Genomic DNA, 19,630 nt, shown 5'->3' with positions numbered 1-19,630 from the left:
GGGCAGAACTGTCAACGAGCAATTTTTGTTGAGGTGAGGGATTAGATTGCCTAGATTGACACACCTAGCGCAAACCCCTAAACTAGTGAAAACAACATAAAACAACAAGATATATTAGAAATCGGTCATATTAGGAGGTTATTATGTCATTAACCTATGAAGATCGCAGGGTGACGATTCTTCATCATTTGGAAATGGAAGGAAAAGTACAGGTGCATCACCTGTCTGAGTTGCTCACGGTTTCGACGGAAACAGTTCGTCGGGATCTGGATCGCTTGGAAAAGGAAGGCAAACTGCGCAAGGTGTATGGCGGCGCCGTCAAAATGCGCATGGAGATGGTCGAGCCTCCCTTTCTGAACCGCGTGCAAATGATGAAACCCGAGAAAGCAGCGATTGGGAAATTAGCGGCGTCCCTGGTTCAAGATGGGGAAACCATCATGTTGGATAATGGAACAACGACAATTGAGATTGTGCCCTTTTTGAGCGATAAGACGAATGTAACAATAATTACAAACTCAATTCCGATTCTCAATTTGGCGATGGAGTCGTTTAGGGGCCGGATTATTTTTGCTGGCGGGGAAGTTAATCAAGAATGTCGGGCTGTGACAGGCACATTGGCTGATCAGATGCTCGATCAATTTAAAGTAAACAAAGCTTTTATTTCAGCGGGAGGCATTTCGTTTACAGATGGATTAACTGATTTCCATTTGGCTGAAGCGGTGATTTCGCGCAAAATGATGCAAAGAGCGGAAGAGTGTATCCTAGTTGCAGATCATAGCAAATTCGGCCTGTCTACGTTTGCCAGAGTCGCGAAGCTGGAGGAAATATCCATGGTGATCACGGACGCCGGCTGCCCGAAGGAGTGGGTGGATACGATGGAGGGGCTTGGTATTGAGGTGCGGATAGGTGAGTAGGGAGCCCGCGCGGCGAAAGCGCTGAGTAAGTCGAACTTATCGTGCTTTAGTCCGATTTCTCCGAACTAAATTGAACATTACATGTAAAAACCGTCCAATAGTTCGATTTTACCGAACTATTGGACGGTTTTTCTCATTGGTGTGCTGTTTGGGTTGATTTAGTTGGGTAATTTCGTACTAATTACCTTTAATGGACAGAGTTACTAGGATTAGACTGGCGATTTCGGACTAATCGAATGCAGCAGTGGTCGTTTACCGACCCATGTTTTTTTACTACAGCTGGTCCCCGAGCCCCGCGCAACATCCTATTGCACCGTATGGTGTTTCGGCCGGAACTCGCTGGGCGACTGGCCAGTCCAGCGGCGAAATTGCCGCGAGAAGTGGCTGGCGGACTGGAAGCCAAGCTTATCGGCAATGGCCGTCATCGGCAGATGCGTCGTGACGAGCAGTTCCTTGGCCAGCTTGAGTTTTTGCTGGCTGACGTACTGGCGCGGAGATAAGCCATACACGTTGGAAAAAAGCTTAGAGCATTGGCTGCGGCTAAGGTTCATCTCCTTGGCAATCCCCGCAACGCTCGCTTCCTCGCTAATGCCGAGCGACAGCTTTTCTTCAATGGCATGCGCCACATCCGTACTAAATAGGGACGCATCTTTGCTCTGATCAGAAGGGTGCTGTTTGGGTGTGGTTTGTTGCTTCAGAAGATGGAGCACATCATGGATGATGAGCAGCGTGTACGATTGCAGCAGCAGCTTGTCTTCAAATCGCAGCGAGTTTGGCTGTCCTTGTTCAGGAGCGGAGCCCTTGGCGTGATTGCGCTGCATAACGGCCTCCAGCTCGCTCACATAGAAGCGCAGCTTGCTGCGCTCCGCGTGTTGCTTAGACATGTGGCGGTAAGCTGCCGCAGCAAGCAGACTGCGAATATCGGCATCATCGAGGTCAAAATGCACATTAAAATAACCATAATTTGTAGCTGCCTTGTTAGATGAGCGATGCCTAACACTGGATTTGATCAGCAGCCAGTCTCCTTCCCGCATGGTAATCGTTTCACGATTGATTTCGTGTATAACTTCTCCCTCCGAGCAATACAGCAGCTCAAATAAATGATGATGATGCCGTGGATATTCCCAACCTGGAGGCTGTAGTCCGAAGTGGCAGCCTGTCACTTGCAGCGTCTGGATCATGTTTGGAAAACGGTAAGTATCCCGGTACAAATCCTCCATCGTAACGTCGCCTCTTTCCGCTCAATTTGTTCTGTCTATTGTAACATCTGTTGGCACATTTGGTATAGAATATGCTCCATTTGGAGATTGAGGGAGAGTCGCTTTTCAGCGATGATGAAAAGGGAATAACACGACTTTTATGTGGGTGCTGGAGGGATACATGTGGCTATTTTAGCTCTTGGAAATAAACAATTTTTACTAGATGGCGAGCCATTTCAAATGATTTCAGGAGCCATTCATTACTTCCGTGTGGTGCCGGCTTATTGGGAAGATCGCTTGTTAAAGTTGAAAGCCTGCGGTTTTAATACGGTTGAGACGTATTTACCTTGGAATTTGCATGAACCGAAGGAAGGCGAATTCAACTTCAGCGGCCTCGCGGACGTAGAGGCATTCGTTCAACTAGCAGGAAACCTAGGTCTACATGTGATTGTGCGGCCTAGTCCATATATTTGTGCGGAATGGGAATTTGGTGGATTGCCAGCGTGGCTGCTTCAATATCCCTCTATGAAATTACGTTGTATGGATGCGATGTATTTGCAAAAAGTGGATCGATATTACGATGAGTTGATTCCTCGTTTGAAGCCGCTGCTCAGCACGAATGGCGGGCCGATTCTAGCTGTTCAAATTGAAAATGAATACGGCAGCTACGGAAATGATACCGCGTATTTAACCTATTTAAGAGACGGCTTAATCAGTCGTGGCGTGGACGTGCTGCTGTTTACATCAGACGGTCCTGAGGATGGCATGCTGCAAGGAGGTACGGTGCCGGGCACACTGGCTACGGTTAATTTCGGCTCACAGCCGGAAGCAGCTTTCGAGAAATTCCGTCAGTATCGTGAGAATGAGCCGCTTTTTTGCATGGAGTATTGGAACGGGTGGTTTGATCACTGGCTGAAGCCTCATCACACGCGTGAAGCTGGAGATGTCGCAGATGTATTCGATCGGATGCTGCGAGCGGGTGCTTCGGTCAATTTCTATATGTTCCACGGTGGAACGAACTTCGGATTCTACAACGGTGCGAACTACCAAGAGAAGTATGAAGCGACAATTACTAGCTACGATTACGATTCACCCTTGTCCGAATGTGGTGATGTGACGGAGAAATATAGCGCTGTACGTAAGGTGATTGCTAACTATTTGGGCAAAAGTGAAGATGAACTTCCAGCACTGCCTGCACCTAGTAAGAAGAAAAGCTACGGTAAAGTTGCTTTGACGGAAAAGGCTGATTTGCTGGACTCTTTGGCGTATGTGTCAAAACCAATTGAGCGGACCTATCCCGTATCAATGGAGCATCTAGGACAAGATTATGGTTTCATCGTCTATTCGACGCGAGTGTCCGGACCACGTGTGGGTGAGAAATTGCACCTGCAAGAGGTGCACGATCGTGCGCAAGTATTCTTAGATGGCGTATATCAAGGTACGGTAGAACGTTGGGATCCACGTCCACTCCAGATGGACATTCCTGCTGGGGGAGCGAAGCTGGAGATCGTCGTTGAGAACATGGGTCGTGTTAACTATGGTCCGCGTCTACGAGATTGCAAAGGCATTACGGAAGGCGTGCGAATGAATAATCAGTTCCTTTTTGACTGGACGATACATCCACTCCCACTAGACAATTTAGTGGTAATTCCGTTTGGGCGTGAGGAGGCGGAGGTTGGTGCAGATCGTCCTACGCTCTATCGCGGGGAATTTCTTGTAGATGACACAGGAGATACGTTCGTCAAGTTAACCGGTTGGTCCAAAGGCGTCGTATGGATCAATGGCTTCAACCTCGGCCGCTTCTGGGAAAAAGGCCCTCAAAACACGTTGTATCTGCCAGCCCCGTTACTACAAGCAGGGCGCAATGAGATCATCGTATTTGAACTGCATCACACCGAGAATGCCATTATTGAACTAACGGATACGCCTGATTTGGGTTAATTTAAAAGTAGAAAAGGAGGCACCTTCGGCTGCAATAGCGGCTGGAGGTGCTTTTTGCGCTAGCACAGAAGGAGGAGGCGTTTTTGTCTTTGATGGGGGTACAAGGATAATCTGGGGCAACAGGTAAATACTAACGGAAATATAGCAGAACGGGAGGGAAAGCGTATGGAAATCCAGCAGGAGTCATCTCAAATCTCGGAAGAGCTTGAGACGAATATTCGTCATCTTTTCCAGTGCTTTCATTCTTCTGATGATGTGCGATCCAGAGGGTTTTCCTTGCATGGCCGCAAGGGTAGCCTTCTTTATCTAACTACAATTACAGATACAGATAAACTGCAATCGGACATTCTCAAACCTTTGCTGCAATCGAGTGAAGGACGTCTTGAAGATATACTTCCTATTCTAGATATTGAGCTTGTTACTGATCTGCAGTCAGCAGCCGCAGGGATGCTTCAGGGTAAATGCGTCATTCTGCTGGAGCAGAGAATGGATATCATATTGGTCGATGCGAGTACAAGAGCCATACAAAGTGTGGGAGATACGCAAAATGAACAAACGATCCGCGGCTCGCATATCGGGTTCGTAGATGATATTTCTATGAATGCGCAATTAATCCACCAACGGTTGAAGAATGCCAACTTGGTTGAACGACATTTTACTCTTGGTTCTGAAAGCCCGACGGATGTCATGCTGCTGTACATGTGTGATATCGCGGATATGAACGTTGTTGACGATATTATCGCTAATTTACTCACCAATCAAGCTACCTATATCAAATCCCCGGGTCAAATCACAGATCGTTTGGAGAGCAGTCATTTATCGCCATTTCCACAATTGCTTTTCACCGAAAGACCCGACACGACGGTTTCACATTTAATGGAGGGACGTATTGCACTACTCGTGGATGGAAGTGCATTCGCGACGATTCTGCCAGTCACATTCTTTATGTTCTTTCAAGCGGCAGACGACTTTAATGTCAGATGGTGGAATGGCACTTTTTTTCGGTTTCTTCGGTTTATCAGCGTCATGATTGGCATCGCACTTCCTTCTGTCTATATATCCATTGTCTCCAATCATTTTGATATATTGCCCATAGATTTGGTGTTCTCATTGAAGGCTTCATTGGAAAATATCCCCTTTAATCCACTCATGGAAGCGATGTTCATGATTACTGTACTTGAGCTGCTTAGGGAAGCCGCGATTCGCTTGCCCAAATCCATTGCCTCTACGCTTTCTATCGTAGGAGGTCTCGTGATTGGAAGTGAAGTTGTGAATGCCAATTTGGTGTCAACTACGATGATTGTCGTCATTTCACTGACAGCCGTAGCTTCATTTAGCGTGCCTTCACATGAAATGCGCCTTGCCTTACGGCTCATCTCATTTCCAATTATGATTGCGTCCTCACTGCTTGGTTTTGCAGGTATAGCTTTTAGCTTCAGTCTCTTGTTCATGCACCTAAGTAAACTCGAGACGTTTGGCGTGCCCTATTTCTTTCCGTTTACGCCATTCAATCCAAGACGAATTCTGACCACGCTCGTTCAACTGCCCAAACGAATCTTCGGTGGGAAAGCGTCTGATAGGAGGGCATCATGACACGGGTTCAATTATTTGCCTTCATTTTGCAAACGCAGATCGGAATCGCAGTGCTTTCCTTCCCTTATGATTTACATAAAGCTGCCGGGGCAGATGGCTGGATTTCAGTTCTTGTGGCTGGAGCTGCTGTGCAGCTTCTTCTAGTGGGTTACGCCATGCTCTGCCAAAGATTTCCACGACAACATCTGTATCAATTCGCACCTCTCATTGTGGGCAAATGGCTCGGGAATCTGGTCAACGTGGTTTATATTTTACATTTTACCATTACGAGCAGTCTGATCTTATTGATGGAAATGATGTTCGTAGAACTATGGATATTACCTCACACCAACCCTGGACTCATCATCGTTGCGAATTGTATCGTTTGTTTATACATGGCCAAGGAGAATATTCGGGTAATTGCCCGTTACCATGCGTTAATAACCTTATTAATTATTATCATGGTCGCCATCATGTTGACGAACTTTAGCACGATGGATTTCCGCTATCTATTGCCTGTGGGACAAGAAGGATTCCAAGCCATATTATTGGGCGTAAAAAGTTCTGTGCTTTCCTTTTTGGGTTTTGAAGTGGTTTTAGTGCTGAATTCCGATATTCAAACCCAAGGAAAAAGTATAATCCCTCCCATTCTGTGGGCAAATGGATTGGCTACCGCCTTCTTTTTGCTCATCGTTTTCATCTGTTATCTTAATTTTAGTCCGGATTCTCTTGATTTCATTCCGCAGCCCGTGCCGTACTATTTGAATGGGATTTCCCTGCCGTTTCTAGAACGGTTGGATCTGATTTTTCTTTCGATCTGGCTGGTAAAAGTAACGTCAACACAGATCAGTTACCTCTACAGTGCAGGGAAAGGATTAGGGTTATTATTTCATCGCAATGAGCACAAGAAAGCCATATATTATCTTGTCCCACTGGTCTGTTTAACCGGGATATTCTGGCGATCGGAGAGTCGCGTCCAATTTTTTGAGCATATTACCCAATTTGATAGTTTTATCGTCCTCAGCCTTCCGATTGTGCTCTTGCTGTTTGCCTGGTTGAGAGGGAAACGGGGGCAGCTTCCGCTATGAAAAAGCTTATGATCGGATGCCTTAGCCTCCTATTACTCTCGGGATGCAACTATCGAAATGAACTCAAAAACCTGCAACTCATCTATGCGGCCGCGATTGATACCAACGATCAACAAGAGATCATCGCTACCGTGACTGTGCAATCGCCTGGGGGGAAGGAACGAACGGCGCCTGTCCACGAGGTGCTAACGGCAACGGGACCCACGCTGCAAGATGCATTGTTAAAAAAAATTGGGTTACAAATTGCTGGCCCGATAGGTACCTCCAAAAATCAAGTCACACTGATCGGTGAGAAGCTGGCCAAAAAAGATTTAGCCGAAATTCTGGATGCATCCTTTCGGAGTTCCAATGTGCCTATGCTTTCTAAAGTATCTATTGTTCGCGGGAAAGCTGGAGATTTAATTCGCCTCGATCGTATTGGGTCTGCAACGGCAGGTGAATATTTACGAAAGATTCTTAAGAGTGCCAGCTATGAAACGATGGTTCCATCCATGACGCTGCATTCACTCTACCCTATGCTGCATGATGCCGGGCGAGATCCCGCCATTCCCATTCTGAGGAAGGAGTCCGATAAAGCTGTGGTCGATGGTCTGGCTCTTATGCATGCCCGCAGATTTACAGGCTTTTCGTTAACGCCCGAGCAGTCCATGTTGTATTTATTAATGAATGGCAAAAAAGGTGACATTTGCGTGATTACAAGGAATATCAAGGAGAGATCTTCTAATGGAAAAAATAACCCCTTAGATTATTTAGCTCTTAATATATCTAATTTAGAGCGAAAAAAAGAGGTGTGGATTGACGCGGAAGGGCATGTGCAGATTCAACTCAACTTGAGCATGAAAGGCAGAGTTATTGAATATGCGAAGGGTGACCTTGGAGACAAGCAAAAGATCGAACAGTTAAGCAAGCGATTCTCTGAGGTAATAACGGAAGAAGGCAATGAGATATGCAAGTTGCTTCAGCAGGCAAATTCGGATGCACTCGGCATCGCTCGGGATGTGATGGCTTTTTATCCGAATCAGTGGAAAAGGATGGACTGGGAGACAGACTACGCGAAATCCAATTTCAAAGTTGTTATGAAAGTGGAGATTATCGGACATGGGATTATAAATTAGCCGGCAAGTAGAAAGTTCATTCGAATACACGAAGTAGGTATCCTAAAGTATACCGGGTATCTTTAAAGTGCCTACTTCCAGTAAACCCTAAAAATCGTTATACTGATGAAGTTACGTTAAGTAAGTAATTCACTTTATTTTAGGAGGTAACAAAGATGTCGAACGAACAATTAAAAATAGGTATTATTCTAGGTAGCACCCGTCAAGGACGTGTTAGCCCACAAGTAGGGGAATACATTAAGCAAGTTGCTGACGAACGCGGAGATGCTGCTTACGAAATCGTAGATATTGCCGAGTATAAACTTCCTTTCTTGGGTGAAGGTACTGGGGAAGAACCAGGTCTTGCAACATGGAATGCGAAGCTTGATAGCTTAGACGGATTCGTATTTATCGTGCAAGAATACAACCACAGCATTACAGGAGCTTTGAAAAATGCACTGGATTCCGCACGTGAGGCTTGGAATAACAAAGCTGCTGGTATCGTGAGCTATGGTTCAACTGGCGGTGCTCGTGCTGCTGAACATTTACGCGGTATTCTTGGCGAGTTATTGGTAGCTGACGTTCGCGTACACCCGACTTTCTCCTTATTTACAGATTTCGAAAACTACTCCGTTTTCAAACCAGCTGATCTTCACAAAGCTAACGTAAATGCAATGCTAGACCAAGTGAATGCTTGGAGCGGCGCGTTGAAAACATTGAGATAAATATTGGAATAGAAATACCCCACAGGGATGAGCTGTGGGGTTATTTTTATTGTTAAGATTAAAGAGTAATATGATATGCTAAAGGATAATTTTTCCTGAGGGAGTGTGATTTACTTGAATAAGAAGCCTCGTGTACTATCCTTTTCTGGCGTTTCGGGTGGAGGTAAGACAACGACCATCAAACACTTGATCCATCAATTAGATCATGCTCAAGCTCTCTATTTTGATGATTATGAGTTTGAGAATTGCCCAGATATTTGCGAGTGGGTTGAGGCAGGGGCTGACTACAATGCTTGGGTGCTTTCTCCTCTCATTACAGATATTCAACTTCTACTAAAAGACGAATCACTAGACTATATTGTCCTTGATTATCCGTTTGCTTACTTGAACGATGCTGTGAAAGACTTGATTGATGTGACATTTTATATAGATACCCCTTTGGATATTGCCATGGCTAGACGCATTCTACGGAACGAGCAGGAACATGGGATGAGTGAATTACAAAGTGACTTACATAACTATTTGATCAGGGGAAGAGCTGCTTATCTCGAAATGGAAAAGACGGTAAAGACCAATTCGGATGTTGTCCTGCAAGGTGAATGGCCTACAGTGTTAATTGTCGATCGGATTATAGATGAATTACGGAAGCGTTCGGTTTAATTTTTATTTTTTACCACAGGTAAATTCTTGCCTGAATGGGTTCATCATGCGAGAATAGGTGTTGGACAAACCATACTTATTCAAACACAAGAGGAGTTCATTCACATCATGTTGCATTTGAGTTGGGAAATGATGATTTTCGTTATCGTCGGCGGGTTCTTGGCAGCCTATGTAGATTCGGTTGTTGGGGGAGGCGGGCTTATTTCGGTGCCAGTCCTACTGGCAACAGGGATGCCACCAGCGCTGGCGCTAGGTACGAATAAATTAGCGGGGACGATGTCGTCGCTGACAAGCACGATTTCATTTATGCGGACAGGGAATGTTGATCTCAAAGCGGTACGGGGATTGTTCGTGCTATCCTTGGCTGGAGCGGTGTGCGGCGTATTCGTGCTGCGGCAAATTCCTTCCGATTTTCTAAAACCACTGGTCGTGGTGATGCTGATTCTGATTACGATTTATACGATATTCCGCAAAAATTGGGGAGACATCTCGACCTTCAGTCAGTACTCAGCGAGGACGGCTTTCTTGATGGGCTGCGCCGCGTTCCTGCTGGGCTTCTATGACGGGTTCTTTGGGCCAGGGACAGGTTCCTTTCTCATTTTCGCGTTTCTGATGGTCGGATTCGATTTCGTCAAAGCAGCAGGCAACGCCAAAATTCTTAATTTCGGCAGCAACATCGCAAGTTTAATTACGTTCATGGCGCTGGGCTCCATTAATTATTGGATCGGCATCCCGATGGGATTGGCCATGGTGTGCGGCGCACTTCTGGGCTCACGCATGGCGATCCGTAAAGGATCGGCGTATGTGCGGCCGCTTTTTATCGCAGTATGTGTACTGTTGGTGGGTAAGCAGATTTGGAGCTTGATGTAGTGGGAGCAGTACACCTTGTACCCCTTATGTGCCAGCCCAGATTCGGAAGGATCCATTGCGAATTGACCGATGGTTATGATATGATTTTAGCAGAGTGTATATGAAGGAGGTGAAGGTAGGATGAATCGAGAGTTCGTAAACAACCGTGTGAGCCAGTTACCCATTGCGATGGCTGGCATCGTTCATGCAGAAGTCAAAGACGCGAGAGGTCTGTCCACTTATGCGCATACGGTTTACCAACTCACGAAAAGACACCTACCTTAACCCTCTACGGAAATGATCCGAAAGGTCGTAGGAATTTTCCTGCGGCCTTTTTGTGTTAGCTGCGTGCAGGTCAGGGTCTGTCTTCAAACCAAGGAGGATCCTTTATTATGTTAATTGTTAATGGTCAAAATATAAAAAAATACCACGGTGCCCAGTTAGTACTCGAGGATGTTACATTTGAAATCCATCAAGGGGAACGTGTCGGACTTGTGGGTCGTAATGGCAGTGGGAAATCAACGCTGCTGCGCCTTATTTCTAAGTTAGAAAAGCCTGATGAAGGGCAGTTGACGGTGCGAAAAGATACGGGGATCGGCTATTTGGCGCAAATTCCAACAGTTTGGGAAAGCTACACGGTGTATGATGTGCTTGCTTCGAGCTTTCAGGAGCTGCTGGCTTGCCGCGCAACGATGCGTGAGCTTGAGCGTGAAATGTCGAGTCCAGTGGTGATGAACGATGAGAAAAGGATGGAGCAGCTGCTTGCGCGATATGCCCATCTGCAGGAACGATTTGAACGCGAAGGCGGTTACGAGCTTGATGCACGCATCGATCAGGTAGCGAATGGGCTGCGGATTGCAAAAGGGTTTTATGAGCGAAGCTTCGCCTCGTTGTCTGGGGGAGAGAAGACGAAGATTACTTTGGCCTCTCAGTTAATTGGTAAACCAGACCTGTTGCTGCTGGATGAACCGACGAATCATTTGGATTTGTCGGGCGTGGAGTGGCTAGAGGAATACCTCAAACATTATGATGGGGCTTGTATCATTGTCTCTCATGATCGCTACTTTCTGGACCTCGTTGTTACGAAAATCGTTGAACTGGAAGATGGCGAGTCGACAACGTATCACAGCTCCTACTCAGGTTATGTGAAGGAGAAGGAAGTACGACTGCTTCAGCAGTTCGCGGAATACCAAGAGCAGCAGAAGGCTATTAAAAAGATGAAAGAGACGATCAAGCAGTTGATCGAATGGGGGCGTATTGGCGGGAATGAGAAGTTTTTCCGCCGGGCGTTCTCCATGCAGAAGGCGCTGGATCGGATGGAAAAGCTCAAGCGGCCTGTGTTGGATCCGAAGGCGGCTGATTTTGATTTGAAGCCGGAGGACCGTTCCGGCAGGCGGGTGCTGCGCTTTGAGAATGTCACGAAGCGATTTGGCGAGAAGACGGTGCTAGGGCTGGCGAGCGGCGCACTTGAATATGGCGAGAAGGTGATGCTCGTCGGGCATAACGGCTCAGGAAAAACAACGCTGCTGAAAATGCTGCTTGGTGAAGTGCTGCCCGATGGCGGGGAACTGGAGCTGGGTGCTCGTGTCGACATCGGCTATCTGGCACAGCAAGCATACCCAGCGGATGATAAAAAATCCGTGCTGGCGTATTTCTGCGAGGAAGCGAAGCTGGAAGAAGGGGAAGCGCGGGGGCGGCTGGCAGCTTATTTGTTTTATGGCGCAGACGTGTTCAAAGCGGTAAGTTCCTTATCCGGCGGCGAATGGACGCGATTGCGCTTGGCTCTGCTTGTGCTGCGCAGACCGAACCTGCTCATTCTGGATGAACCGACGAATCACATGGACATCGCATCGCGCGAAGCGCTGGAGGATGCGTTGGAGGAATTCCCAGGCACGGTGCTGGCGGTGACGCATGATCGGTATTTTATGAATCGGCTAGCGCGTAAAATATGGGAGTTAGATCAGGGGAAGATCACCGTGTATTTGGGTGACTTTGATGCTTATAAAGAGAAGTGCGGCGAGCTTCGCGCGCGGGAAGAATTGCGGGCTGAAGAGCGTCGGGGCGCAGATAAAGTGAAGGAGAAAGCAAAAGAAAAAGTGAGTCAGCCCGAAGTTTCCGGGGCTAAGCGGGGGAAACCAGCCGCTGCTGGGAAGGTCGCTATGGAGAAGCGGATCGCTGGCGTAGAAGCCGAGTTGGTCACGCTGGATGAGCAGCTGCAGCAGGAAAGCGAAGCATTGGCACCGGCGAAGCTCGCTGAGCTCTGGGAGAAGCGGGAAGCCGTACAGGCGCAGTTGGATGGTCTGTATGAGCAGTGGATGCTGGAGGAGTAAAACTGACGTATGCAACCTACGTTGCCATTGTCACAAAACTGGCTTCGTTCCGCCACCGATCTGACATGGAGTCCCTCCCCCCAGTATGTTAAGCTAGAAGTACTTTAGAAGGAGGCGATTACTGTGATTCAAGTTTTCCCGGCCAATACACGTAATTCAACTGATTTGGGGTGGCTCAAGAGCCACAAAAGCTTCTCTTTCGGCGACTATTTTGATGAAGAAAATGTAAGTTTTGGTGTCATGCGAGTGTGCAATGACGATGATATCGCAGCAGGACGGGGCTTTGGCCCGCATCCCCATAGCGATATGGAGATCGTCAGTATCGTACTCAGCGGAGCAATTAAGCATGAAGACAGCCTTGGCCATGTAGCCATTACGGCTTCTAATGGTGTACAGCGAATGTCCGCAGGCAGCGGCGTCATTCATGCCGAGTATAATGCATCGGAAACGGAACCGATGAGTCTGTTTCAGCTATGGTTTATGCCTGCGAAACGTGGGATGGAGCCCTCTTTTGAAAATGTGACGTATGAGCCAGAGGCGATGGTTAATCATCTGTTACCGGTTGTAACACCCGAAGGCGGACCTCACATCGCGAAAATCTATCAGGATATGAGCATCTATTTGAGCAAACTGGATGCAGGGAAAGAGCTAGTGTTCGAGCAGGGCGAGGGGCGTCGTATTTTCTTCATGCTGGTGAGTGGGAAATGTTCGGCTAATGAATCGGTACTCGAAGCAAAGGACAGTGCGCGTATCCAGGGAGAGTCAACGTTAACCATTCGTGCGCTCGAAGATACACATTTCATGCTTATTGATCTGCCATAAGGCGATAATGGAGAGATAGAGGAGGTTGCAGCGATGAAGGAAACTTTTCTAGTCAAGCATGCGGTTGGTGGTCGTGCTTTTATTGATACAGGTAAGCAGCCTGTGCCCTATACATGGGAGCAGCAAGGCGAGCAGTGGTTGTTCCGTGTTCAGATTGATCAGCCGGAGCGGATTGCGGAGCTTTTGAAATGGAAAGAGGAGCTTAATGTATTCGTATTTCAAGAGATTGAGAATGAGCCTACACGGAAATTATGGTTCTATGTGAGTGAAGATGGTGTTCAATTTGCGGAGGATAAAGGCGAGTTAACGATCATCGCAACTTCCCATATCAGCTATATTCCTGACCAATTTAGTGTGAAGTGATTGGAGTTATACCGATGAAAGTTCAGGACCAGCAGCTAGAGAAAGCGATCCCCTTTATACACGAATGCTATACGGAAATGGGCAAAAGTGAGGCGGAAATCGCTAGGCGTATTGCCGAGATTGCGCAAGCCATTCAGTATAACGGGACGTATGAGCATACGATGGAAGAGTTGACGCATGGCGCGAAAATGGCTTGGCGCAATAGCAACCGCTGCATTGGGCGTTTGTTTTGGGAGTCGCTTCGTGTATACGACGCTCGTCATATCGAGACGGAAGAAGCAGCGGCGGATGCGCTGTTCAGGCATATTGAGGAAGCGACGAATGGCGGTAAGATCCGCCCCGTCATTACGATATTCCCGCCTACCCGCGAAGGGAAGCCAGTTGTCCAGATCAAGAATGAGCAGCTGATACGCTATGCGGGCTATGAGACGGATGATGGCATCGTTGGTGATCCTGTTTCAGTGGAATTCACCAAGGCATGCCAAGCACTCGGTTGGCAGAGTGCTGGCACGCATTATGATGTGCTGCCACTCATGCTTCAAGTGGGAGAGCGAGCACCGCGGTTGTTCGAGATCCCAAAGGCGTTGATTGTGGAGGTGGCGATCACCCACCCGGAGCTGCCGACTTTCGCTGATCTGAATCTGCAATGGTACGTGGTGCCGATGGTCGCGAACATGTACCTCGAAATGGGCGGCGTGATGTATCCCGCGGCACCTTTTAACGGGTGGTACATGGGAACCGAGATCGGCGCGCGGAACTTTGCTGACGAGGCCAGGTACAACATGCTGCCGCGCGTAGCATCGGTCATGGGGCTCGACACGCGACGCGAGTCGACGCTGTGGCGGGACAAAGCGCTGGTCGAGCTGAATGTAGCGGTGCTGCATTCGTTCGCGCAGCACGGTGTCTCCATCGTCGATCACCACACGGCGGCGAAGCAGTTCAAACGCTTCGAGGACAACGAAGAGAAAAGCGGCCGCGACGTTACGGGTGATTGGACATGGCTGATTCCGCCAATGTCCCCGGCGACGACGCACATTTTTCACCAGCACTACACCAACGAAGTGAAGCTGCCTAATTTCTTTTACCACAGCAAGAAGCGCTAGCTGCGCGATCAGCCTACTCACGTATTCACATTTGATGTGAAGGTGGGGAGGCTTTTTGGGTTGGGGCCGCAGCTGCGCGGCACAGCGCCTGCGGGGCTACCGTAAGTCGAGAAAATCGACTTACAGCTGGCCAAAGCGGCTGCTGCGCTCCCGTAAGTCGAAAAATGAGACTGTCGATTAATTATTTTGAGGGGTCCCAATTCCGTTAAATAGCTGAGAATCGTTCTGCCAAGTCATTTCTAATCGATTAAGTATTTTTTCGGTTTGAACTAACTCATTAAAATCGATTGTAGGGTAAACGCTTGGGAATTAATCGACAGTCTCAAAATTCGACTTACAGCTGGCCAAAGCGGCTGCTGCGCTCCCGTAAGTCGAAAAAATCGACTTACAGCGCGCCAAAGCGCCTGTCGAGCTCCCGTAAGTCGAGAAAATCGACTTACAGCGCTCAAAGTCCGCAGCCCAGCCCCGCTGTGCTCCCGCCTAGGGACCACAGCCTTCCTTACATGCTCTTGCACGTTGCGGATAACTCCCACTACCGCAATTAGTCCGAAAATGCCGACTTAATTTCATTGGCGGCACCATGAAATCCTAATTAGTCCGACATAGCCGAACTAAATCGACTGAAAAACCATTCAAACCAGAAAAATGGGGGAATAGTTCGGCGAAATCGAACTATTGGGCACATTTTACAAGTAATCCTCAATTTAGTTAGGCAAAATCGGACTAATTAAATTTTGGCGCCCCATCAACCGTAACTCCGCCAGCAACCTCTAACGCATCTCCAAAATGTTCCTCTCTCACCACTAATAGTTTAATAGCCAAACTAACTTGCATGTAGTATCATTTGGCATATTGAAAGCACTTACTATATCCGAAAAGGGGAATTCCGCTTGTGGCAGAAGGTGGCTAACTGGAATACATTGCGCAATCAGATGCTTGCGGGATTCATAGCTGTGATGATTATCGTTCTGATCTGCGCAGGCGCTATTACGTATAACTCGGTGTCAACCCTCCTTAATACGAAGGCGGAGACGCAGATGAAGCAAATCGCCAGTCAAGCCAACGGCAGGCTGGAAGCGATCATTACACAAATCGATACGCTGACGTTACAGGCTGTCAATGATGTGTATTTGCAGCAATTGTTTTTATCCTCGGTTCAAGGGAAGGCACCCGACTTCAGCGAACGTCAGTCGCTTTTGAAAATCGCCAATCACATTCAAGCCTACAGCGGTGTTAGCAACGTAGAGCTGTATACGACGGGGTTTGCGCGGATGTTTCCGTTAGATGAGCAAAAGCTGACAGATCTCATCGAGCCCCATTGGATCGAACAGGCGGATAAAGAAAAGGGCAAGTTGATCTGGATCGGGAGTGATCCGAAATATCCAGAAACCGTGCTCGCCATTCGTCGGATCAATTTAGTTGATCGATGGTTCTCGAATGGCGGGTATTTGATGGTGCGAATGAATCGCAGCTATTTCGATTTCCAAAACCAGCTCCCCGATACGGGACATCGCGAATTGATGCTGCTAGCCGACAGCTCGGCTAGGCCGATTGTTTCCGAGGGCGAAGCACTTGGGGGCATAAGCTCACTCATGCATACCGATGCCCAGCAGGTTACGCTAGAGCAGAGACGGTACATTCTGGTGAAACAGCTCTCAGAGCAGACGGGCTGGACGATGATGATTCTGTATCCGGTAAGTGATATTACCGATGGGATCTCTGTGTTGCGCTGGGCGATTATCGTATCTGGAGCTATCGGATTAGTCCTTTTCATTATTCTATCGTTTCTGCTTTCCTCGATGATTACCAGGCCGATTCTTCGGCTGATGCGAGCGATGCGAAATACAAGGCAAGGGGTATTGACCCCGAATTTGACACCGTCTTACACCACGGAATTGAATGATTTGAATGTGACCTACAATCAGATGGTAGACAATATCAATCGGCTTATTAAACTGGTGTATGAGAAAGAAATGATTCAAAGCCGCACAGAGCTGCAAGCTCTTCAAGCGCAGATTGATCCGCATTTTTTATATAACACGTTGGAAGCCCTGTACTGGTCCCTCCAAGAGAAAGATGAAGAGGAACTTGCTGATCTAGTGGTTGCCATGTCCGATTTATTTCGTTATGTGATCGGTAACCCTAATAAGGATGTATGGGTCACGTTGGATGAGGAATTGGAGCATATCAAGCGTTATTTGAGCATTATGAGTGTGAGATTCGGTTCACGTCTTGTATGGAATATTGACAGCGAAGATGTGTATGGCCCTGTCCACATTCCGAAGTTGCTGATCCAGCCGTTGGTGGAGAATGCGATTTTGCATGGGTTGGAGGGGAAAATAGGAACGGGCTTAATCACGATCCGGGTGGAACCGTCACCTATAGAAACGACAGGGCTCCGCATCACGGTATGTGATGATGGTCCGGGGATGAATGAACAGACGCTTCAAGCGGTGCAGGAGTCGATCGAACGCGGTGGCGCAGCCATGCGTGTAGGCTCATCATCCTCATCTGTTCCATCCCCCAAAGGAAAAGGCATGGCCATTTCCAACGTGCAGCGGCGCCTTCAGCTTTACTACCCATCCCTTCCTGACACGTATCGTGGCTTAACGATCACAAGTAGTCCTGGACTGGGTACCAGCGTGAGCTTCGACATACCCATCTTTAAGGAGGAACACGATGAACCAATCGGGGAAAACCATTCTCATCGTTGACGATGAGCCATTAACGCGAGAAGGTATACGCAAAACATTAGAAGCCTGGTCCATTGGGCGTTACACGATACTCAGCTGCAGCAATGGGACGGAGGCACTTGAGCTTTTACAATCGCGTCCGGTGCATCTATTGATTACAGATATCCGTATGCCTGAAATGAACGGCCTCCAAGTCGTGGAAGGAACACGTGGTTTCGCTCATAAACCTGTGGTCATCATTATTTCAGGACATCCGGATTTTCAATACGCACAAACGGCGATTGAACTTGGCGTCGTCAACTATTTACTTAAGCCGATTCAGAAAAGCAAGTTGATCGACGCTGTCGAGCAGGCACTGCGCATTGAAGTAGAACGCGGGCGCGTTGAAACGATGGAGAAAATGGTGGACACGCGCTTGATGCAGGCGAAGACCACCGACAAAAATTATAGTGCTCCTGTACAAGAGGCCATCCAATATGTGGAGTTACATCTTCAAGATCCGCTCGGTATGAGCGAGGTGGCTAGCCATATTCATCTGAATCCGAGCTATTTTAGCGCTCTTTTCAAGGAGCAGACAGGTTTCACCTTCAGTGAATACGTTACGAGAAGCCGTATCCAGAAGGCTAAGGAGCTGCTGCTGCAGACCCGATTAACGATTGCGGATATCTCGGAGCAAGTGGGCTACCAGACGTCGAAATATTTCATCAAGCTGTTCAAAGAGTACGAGGGGACGAGCCCCAATCAGTATCGGAAACAGATTATGGATGGGGATGATCGGATAGATACCTCGAAATAGTGGAACATTACCCGATAGCTGTTACTCCCTGCGGCAGCAATGTAAGCGCTACAATAAAACACGTAGCACATAAATGATTAGGGGGAAACAAACATGGTAAGAAAAACGCTTACATGGTCGCTAACTACGATGCTCGGCCTATCTATGGCACTGACGGGCTGCTCTAGTTCCACAGATAATGCGAGTCCAACGACAGCTCCTAAAGAAACTGCGAAAGCAACCGAAGCAGCAACAGCGCAACCTGCTAAAAAAGTAACGATTAAAATGATGCACCTGTGGCCAACAGGAAATTCCGCAACGCAAAACAAAATTGTAAACGATATCATCAAAGAGTATCAAACGGCGAATCCGAATGTGACGATTGAGCAGGAAGTGCTCGAGAATGAACAATACAAGAATAAAATGAAAGTGCTTTCTACTTCGAATGCCCTTCCTGATGTGGGCTTTACGTGGGCAGCAGGCTACATGGATCCTTATGTAAAAGGCGACATGTTCGCCCCGCTGGATGACTTGCTGCAAGGCGATTTGAAAGATAAATTCGTGAAAGGCACAACAGATGCCTACGCATTCGGCGGCAAAACCTACGGTCTTCCGGTTGAGTTGAACATCGTGCCTGTATATTACAATAAAGCGATTTTTGCGAAGCACAATCTTACGCCACCTAAGACGTATGATGAGTTCAAAAACATTGTCAAAACACTGAGTTCAAACGGTGTAGCCCCAATCGCACTCGGCAACAAAGACCGTTGGACTGGTTCACTCTGGTACATGTACCTGGCTGACCGTATCGGTGGACCTGAAACTTTGAAAAAAGCGATCGATCGCTCGGGATCCTTCAATGATCCAGGTCTAGTACGCGCGGCATCAGAGGTTTCCCAGCTTGTCGACATGAATGCCTTCAACAAAGGCTTTAACGGACTTGGCAACGACGAAGGTAAAGCAGAGTTCATGAACAGCAAAGCAGCAATGTACATGATGGGCACATGGGAATTACCGAACTACACAACGAATAAAGATGTTCCGCAAGCGTTCAAGGATCAGATTGGTTTCTTTAAATTCCCAACGGTTGACGGTGGAAAAGGCAACATGGATAGCTGGGTTGGCGGACCAGGCGTAGGCTTGTTCGTAGCGAACAATTCCAAAGTGAAAGAAGAGTCCAAGAAATTCGTGAGCTTCTTCGTTCAGAAGTGGGGCGAGCATGCAATCTCCGAAGCCGGTGTAATCCCAGCAACGAAAGTAGACACATCCAAAGTGAAGCTGCCGCAAATGTACATTGACCTCTTAAATGAGTTGAATAAAGCGAGCAATATTACGCTGTTCGCCGATGTTCAAATGAAGCCAGCTTCCGCAGAAGTTCACTTGAATATGATTCAAGCCCTGTTTGGTAAAGCGGTGTCACCGGAAGTTTTTGCGAAGAATCATGAGGATGCCTTGGCGAAAGAACCGAAGTAGCCTAACGAAAACGAACGATTTGGGAAAGG

18 protein-coding genes are annotated in these 19,630 nt (G+C 47.7%); 16 read left to right on the top strand and 2 right to left on the bottom strand.

Annotated features, from left to right (window positions below; genetic code table 11):
* Positions 1-143: 143 nt before the first annotated feature.
* Positions 144-914: a DeoR/GlpR family DNA-binding transcription regulator gene (locus tag J2736_RS22455; protein WP_310500831.1), complete on the top strand. Its 771-nt coding sequence runs from the start codon at positions 144-146 to the stop codon at positions 912-914.
* A gap of 305 nt (positions 915-1,219) precedes the next feature.
* On the opposite strand, the gene J2736_RS22450 is transcribed toward J2736_RS22455, so the two are convergent.
* Positions 1,220-2,134 (bottom strand): AraC family transcriptional regulator, encoded by a 915-nt coding sequence (locus J2736_RS22450; RefSeq protein ID WP_310500830.1) that lies wholly within the window; start codon positions 2,132-2,134, stop codon positions 1,220-1,222.
* A 162-nt stretch (positions 2,135-2,296) separates the two neighbouring features.
* Here J2736_RS22450 and J2736_RS22445 point away from each other — a divergent pair, with 162 nt between their 5' ends.
* From J2736_RS22445 to J2736_RS22390, 12 genes are all read left to right on the top strand, one after another.
* A complete protein-coding gene (locus J2736_RS22445) occupies positions 2,297-4,054 on the top strand; it encodes a glycoside hydrolase family 35 protein (RefSeq protein ID WP_310500829.1) in 1,758 nt (585 codons plus the stop codon).
* A 165-nt stretch (positions 4,055-4,219) separates the two neighbouring features.
* Positions 4,220-5,647 carry a spore germination protein gene (locus tag J2736_RS22440; RefSeq protein ID WP_310500828.1) on the top strand — a complete coding sequence of 476 codons (1,428 nt, stop codon included), beginning with the start codon at positions 4,220-4,222 and terminating at the stop codon, positions 5,645-5,647.
* Entirely contained in the window at positions 5,644-6,714 is a 1,071-nt protein-coding gene (locus J2736_RS22435; protein WP_310500827.1) for a GerAB/ArcD/ProY family transporter, read from the top strand. Before J2736_RS22440 ends, J2736_RS22435 begins: the two co-directional genes overlap by 4 nt.
* Positions 6,711-7,829, top strand: coding sequence for a Ger(x)C family spore germination protein (locus J2736_RS22430; RefSeq protein WP_310500826.1), 1,119 nt, complete (start codon positions 6,711-6,713; stop codon positions 7,827-7,829). The genes J2736_RS22435 and J2736_RS22430 overlap by 4 nt, the downstream gene beginning before the upstream one ends.
* A 155-nt stretch (positions 7,830-7,984) precedes the next feature.
* The gene (locus J2736_RS22425; RefSeq protein ID WP_310500825.1) at positions 7,985-8,533 is read left to right on the top strand and encodes an NADPH-dependent FMN reductase; all 549 of its coding nucleotides are present in this window, start codon (positions 7,985-7,987) and stop codon (positions 8,531-8,533) included.
* Positions 8,534-8,647: 114 nt separating this feature from the next.
* Positions 8,648-9,193: a nucleoside/nucleotide kinase family protein gene (locus J2736_RS22420; RefSeq protein WP_310500824.1), complete on the top strand. Its 546-nt coding sequence runs from the start codon at positions 8,648-8,650 to the stop codon at positions 9,191-9,193.
* A 108-nt stretch (positions 9,194-9,301) separates the two neighbouring features.
* Entirely contained in the window at positions 9,302-10,063 is a 762-nt protein-coding gene (locus tag J2736_RS22415; protein WP_310500823.1) for a sulfite exporter TauE/SafE family protein, read from the top strand.
* A gap of 120 nt (positions 10,064-10,183) precedes the next feature.
* Positions 10,184-10,327 carry a hypothetical protein gene (locus J2736_RS22410; RefSeq protein ID WP_310500822.1) on the top strand — a complete coding sequence of 48 codons (144 nt, stop codon included), beginning with the start codon at positions 10,184-10,186 and terminating at the stop codon, positions 10,325-10,327.
* A gap of 107 nt (positions 10,328-10,434) precedes the next feature.
* A complete protein-coding gene (gene abc-f, locus J2736_RS22405) occupies positions 10,435-12,372 on the top strand; it encodes a ribosomal protection-like ABC-F family protein (RefSeq protein ID WP_310500821.1) in 1,938 nt (645 codons plus the stop codon).
* Positions 12,373-12,495: 123 nt separating this feature from the next.
* Positions 12,496-13,194, top strand: a complete 699-nt coding sequence (locus tag J2736_RS22400) for a pirin family protein (RefSeq protein WP_310500820.1) — start codon at positions 12,496-12,498, stop codon at positions 13,192-13,194.
* A gap of 33 nt (positions 13,195-13,227) precedes the next feature.
* Positions 13,228-13,557 carry a hypothetical protein gene (locus J2736_RS22395; RefSeq protein WP_310500819.1) on the top strand — a complete coding sequence of 110 codons (330 nt, stop codon included), beginning with the start codon at positions 13,228-13,230 and terminating at the stop codon, positions 13,555-13,557.
* Between the two features lie 14 nt (positions 13,558-13,571).
* Positions 13,572-14,660, top strand: coding sequence for a nitric oxide synthase oxygenase (locus tag J2736_RS22390; RefSeq protein ID WP_310500818.1), 1,089 nt, complete (start codon positions 13,572-13,574; stop codon positions 14,658-14,660).
* A 269-nt stretch (positions 14,661-14,929) separates the two neighbouring features.
* Here the strand turns inward: J2736_RS22390 and J2736_RS22385 are convergent, their stop codons facing one another.
* Positions 14,930-15,175: a hypothetical protein gene (locus tag J2736_RS22385; RefSeq protein WP_310500817.1), complete on the bottom strand. Its 246-nt coding sequence runs from the start codon at positions 15,173-15,175 to the stop codon at positions 14,930-14,932.
* 375 nt (positions 15,176-15,550) lie between these two features.
* Between J2736_RS22385 and J2736_RS22380 the strand changes: the two genes are divergently transcribed.
* The 3 genes from J2736_RS22380 to J2736_RS22370 all read left to right on the top strand — a co-directional run bounded on the left by J2736_RS22380 (position 15,551) and on the right by J2736_RS22370 (position 19,601).
* Positions 15,551-17,374, top strand: coding sequence for a sensor histidine kinase (locus J2736_RS22380; protein WP_310500816.1), 1,824 nt, complete (start codon positions 15,551-15,553; stop codon positions 17,372-17,374).
* Complete coding sequence (locus tag J2736_RS22375; RefSeq protein ID WP_310500815.1) at positions 17,340-18,149, top strand: response regulator transcription factor; 810 nt, start codon at positions 17,340-17,342, stop codon at positions 18,147-18,149. Before J2736_RS22380 ends, J2736_RS22375 begins: the two co-directional genes overlap by 35 nt.
* Before the next feature lie 93 nt (positions 18,150-18,242).
* The gene (locus J2736_RS22370) at positions 18,243-19,601 is read left to right on the top strand and encodes an extracellular solute-binding protein (protein WP_310500814.1); all 1,359 of its coding nucleotides are present in this window, start codon (positions 18,243-18,245) and stop codon (positions 19,599-19,601) included.
* The last annotated feature ends 29 nt before the right edge of the window (positions 19,602-19,630 follow it).

The organism is Paenibacillus qinlingensis, from assembly GCF_031455095.1.
GTDB lineage: Bacteria > Bacillota > Bacilli > Paenibacillales > NBRC-103111 > Paenibacillus_E > Paenibacillus_E qinlingensis_A.
This window is presented reverse-complemented; position numbering and strand designations above follow the sequence as displayed.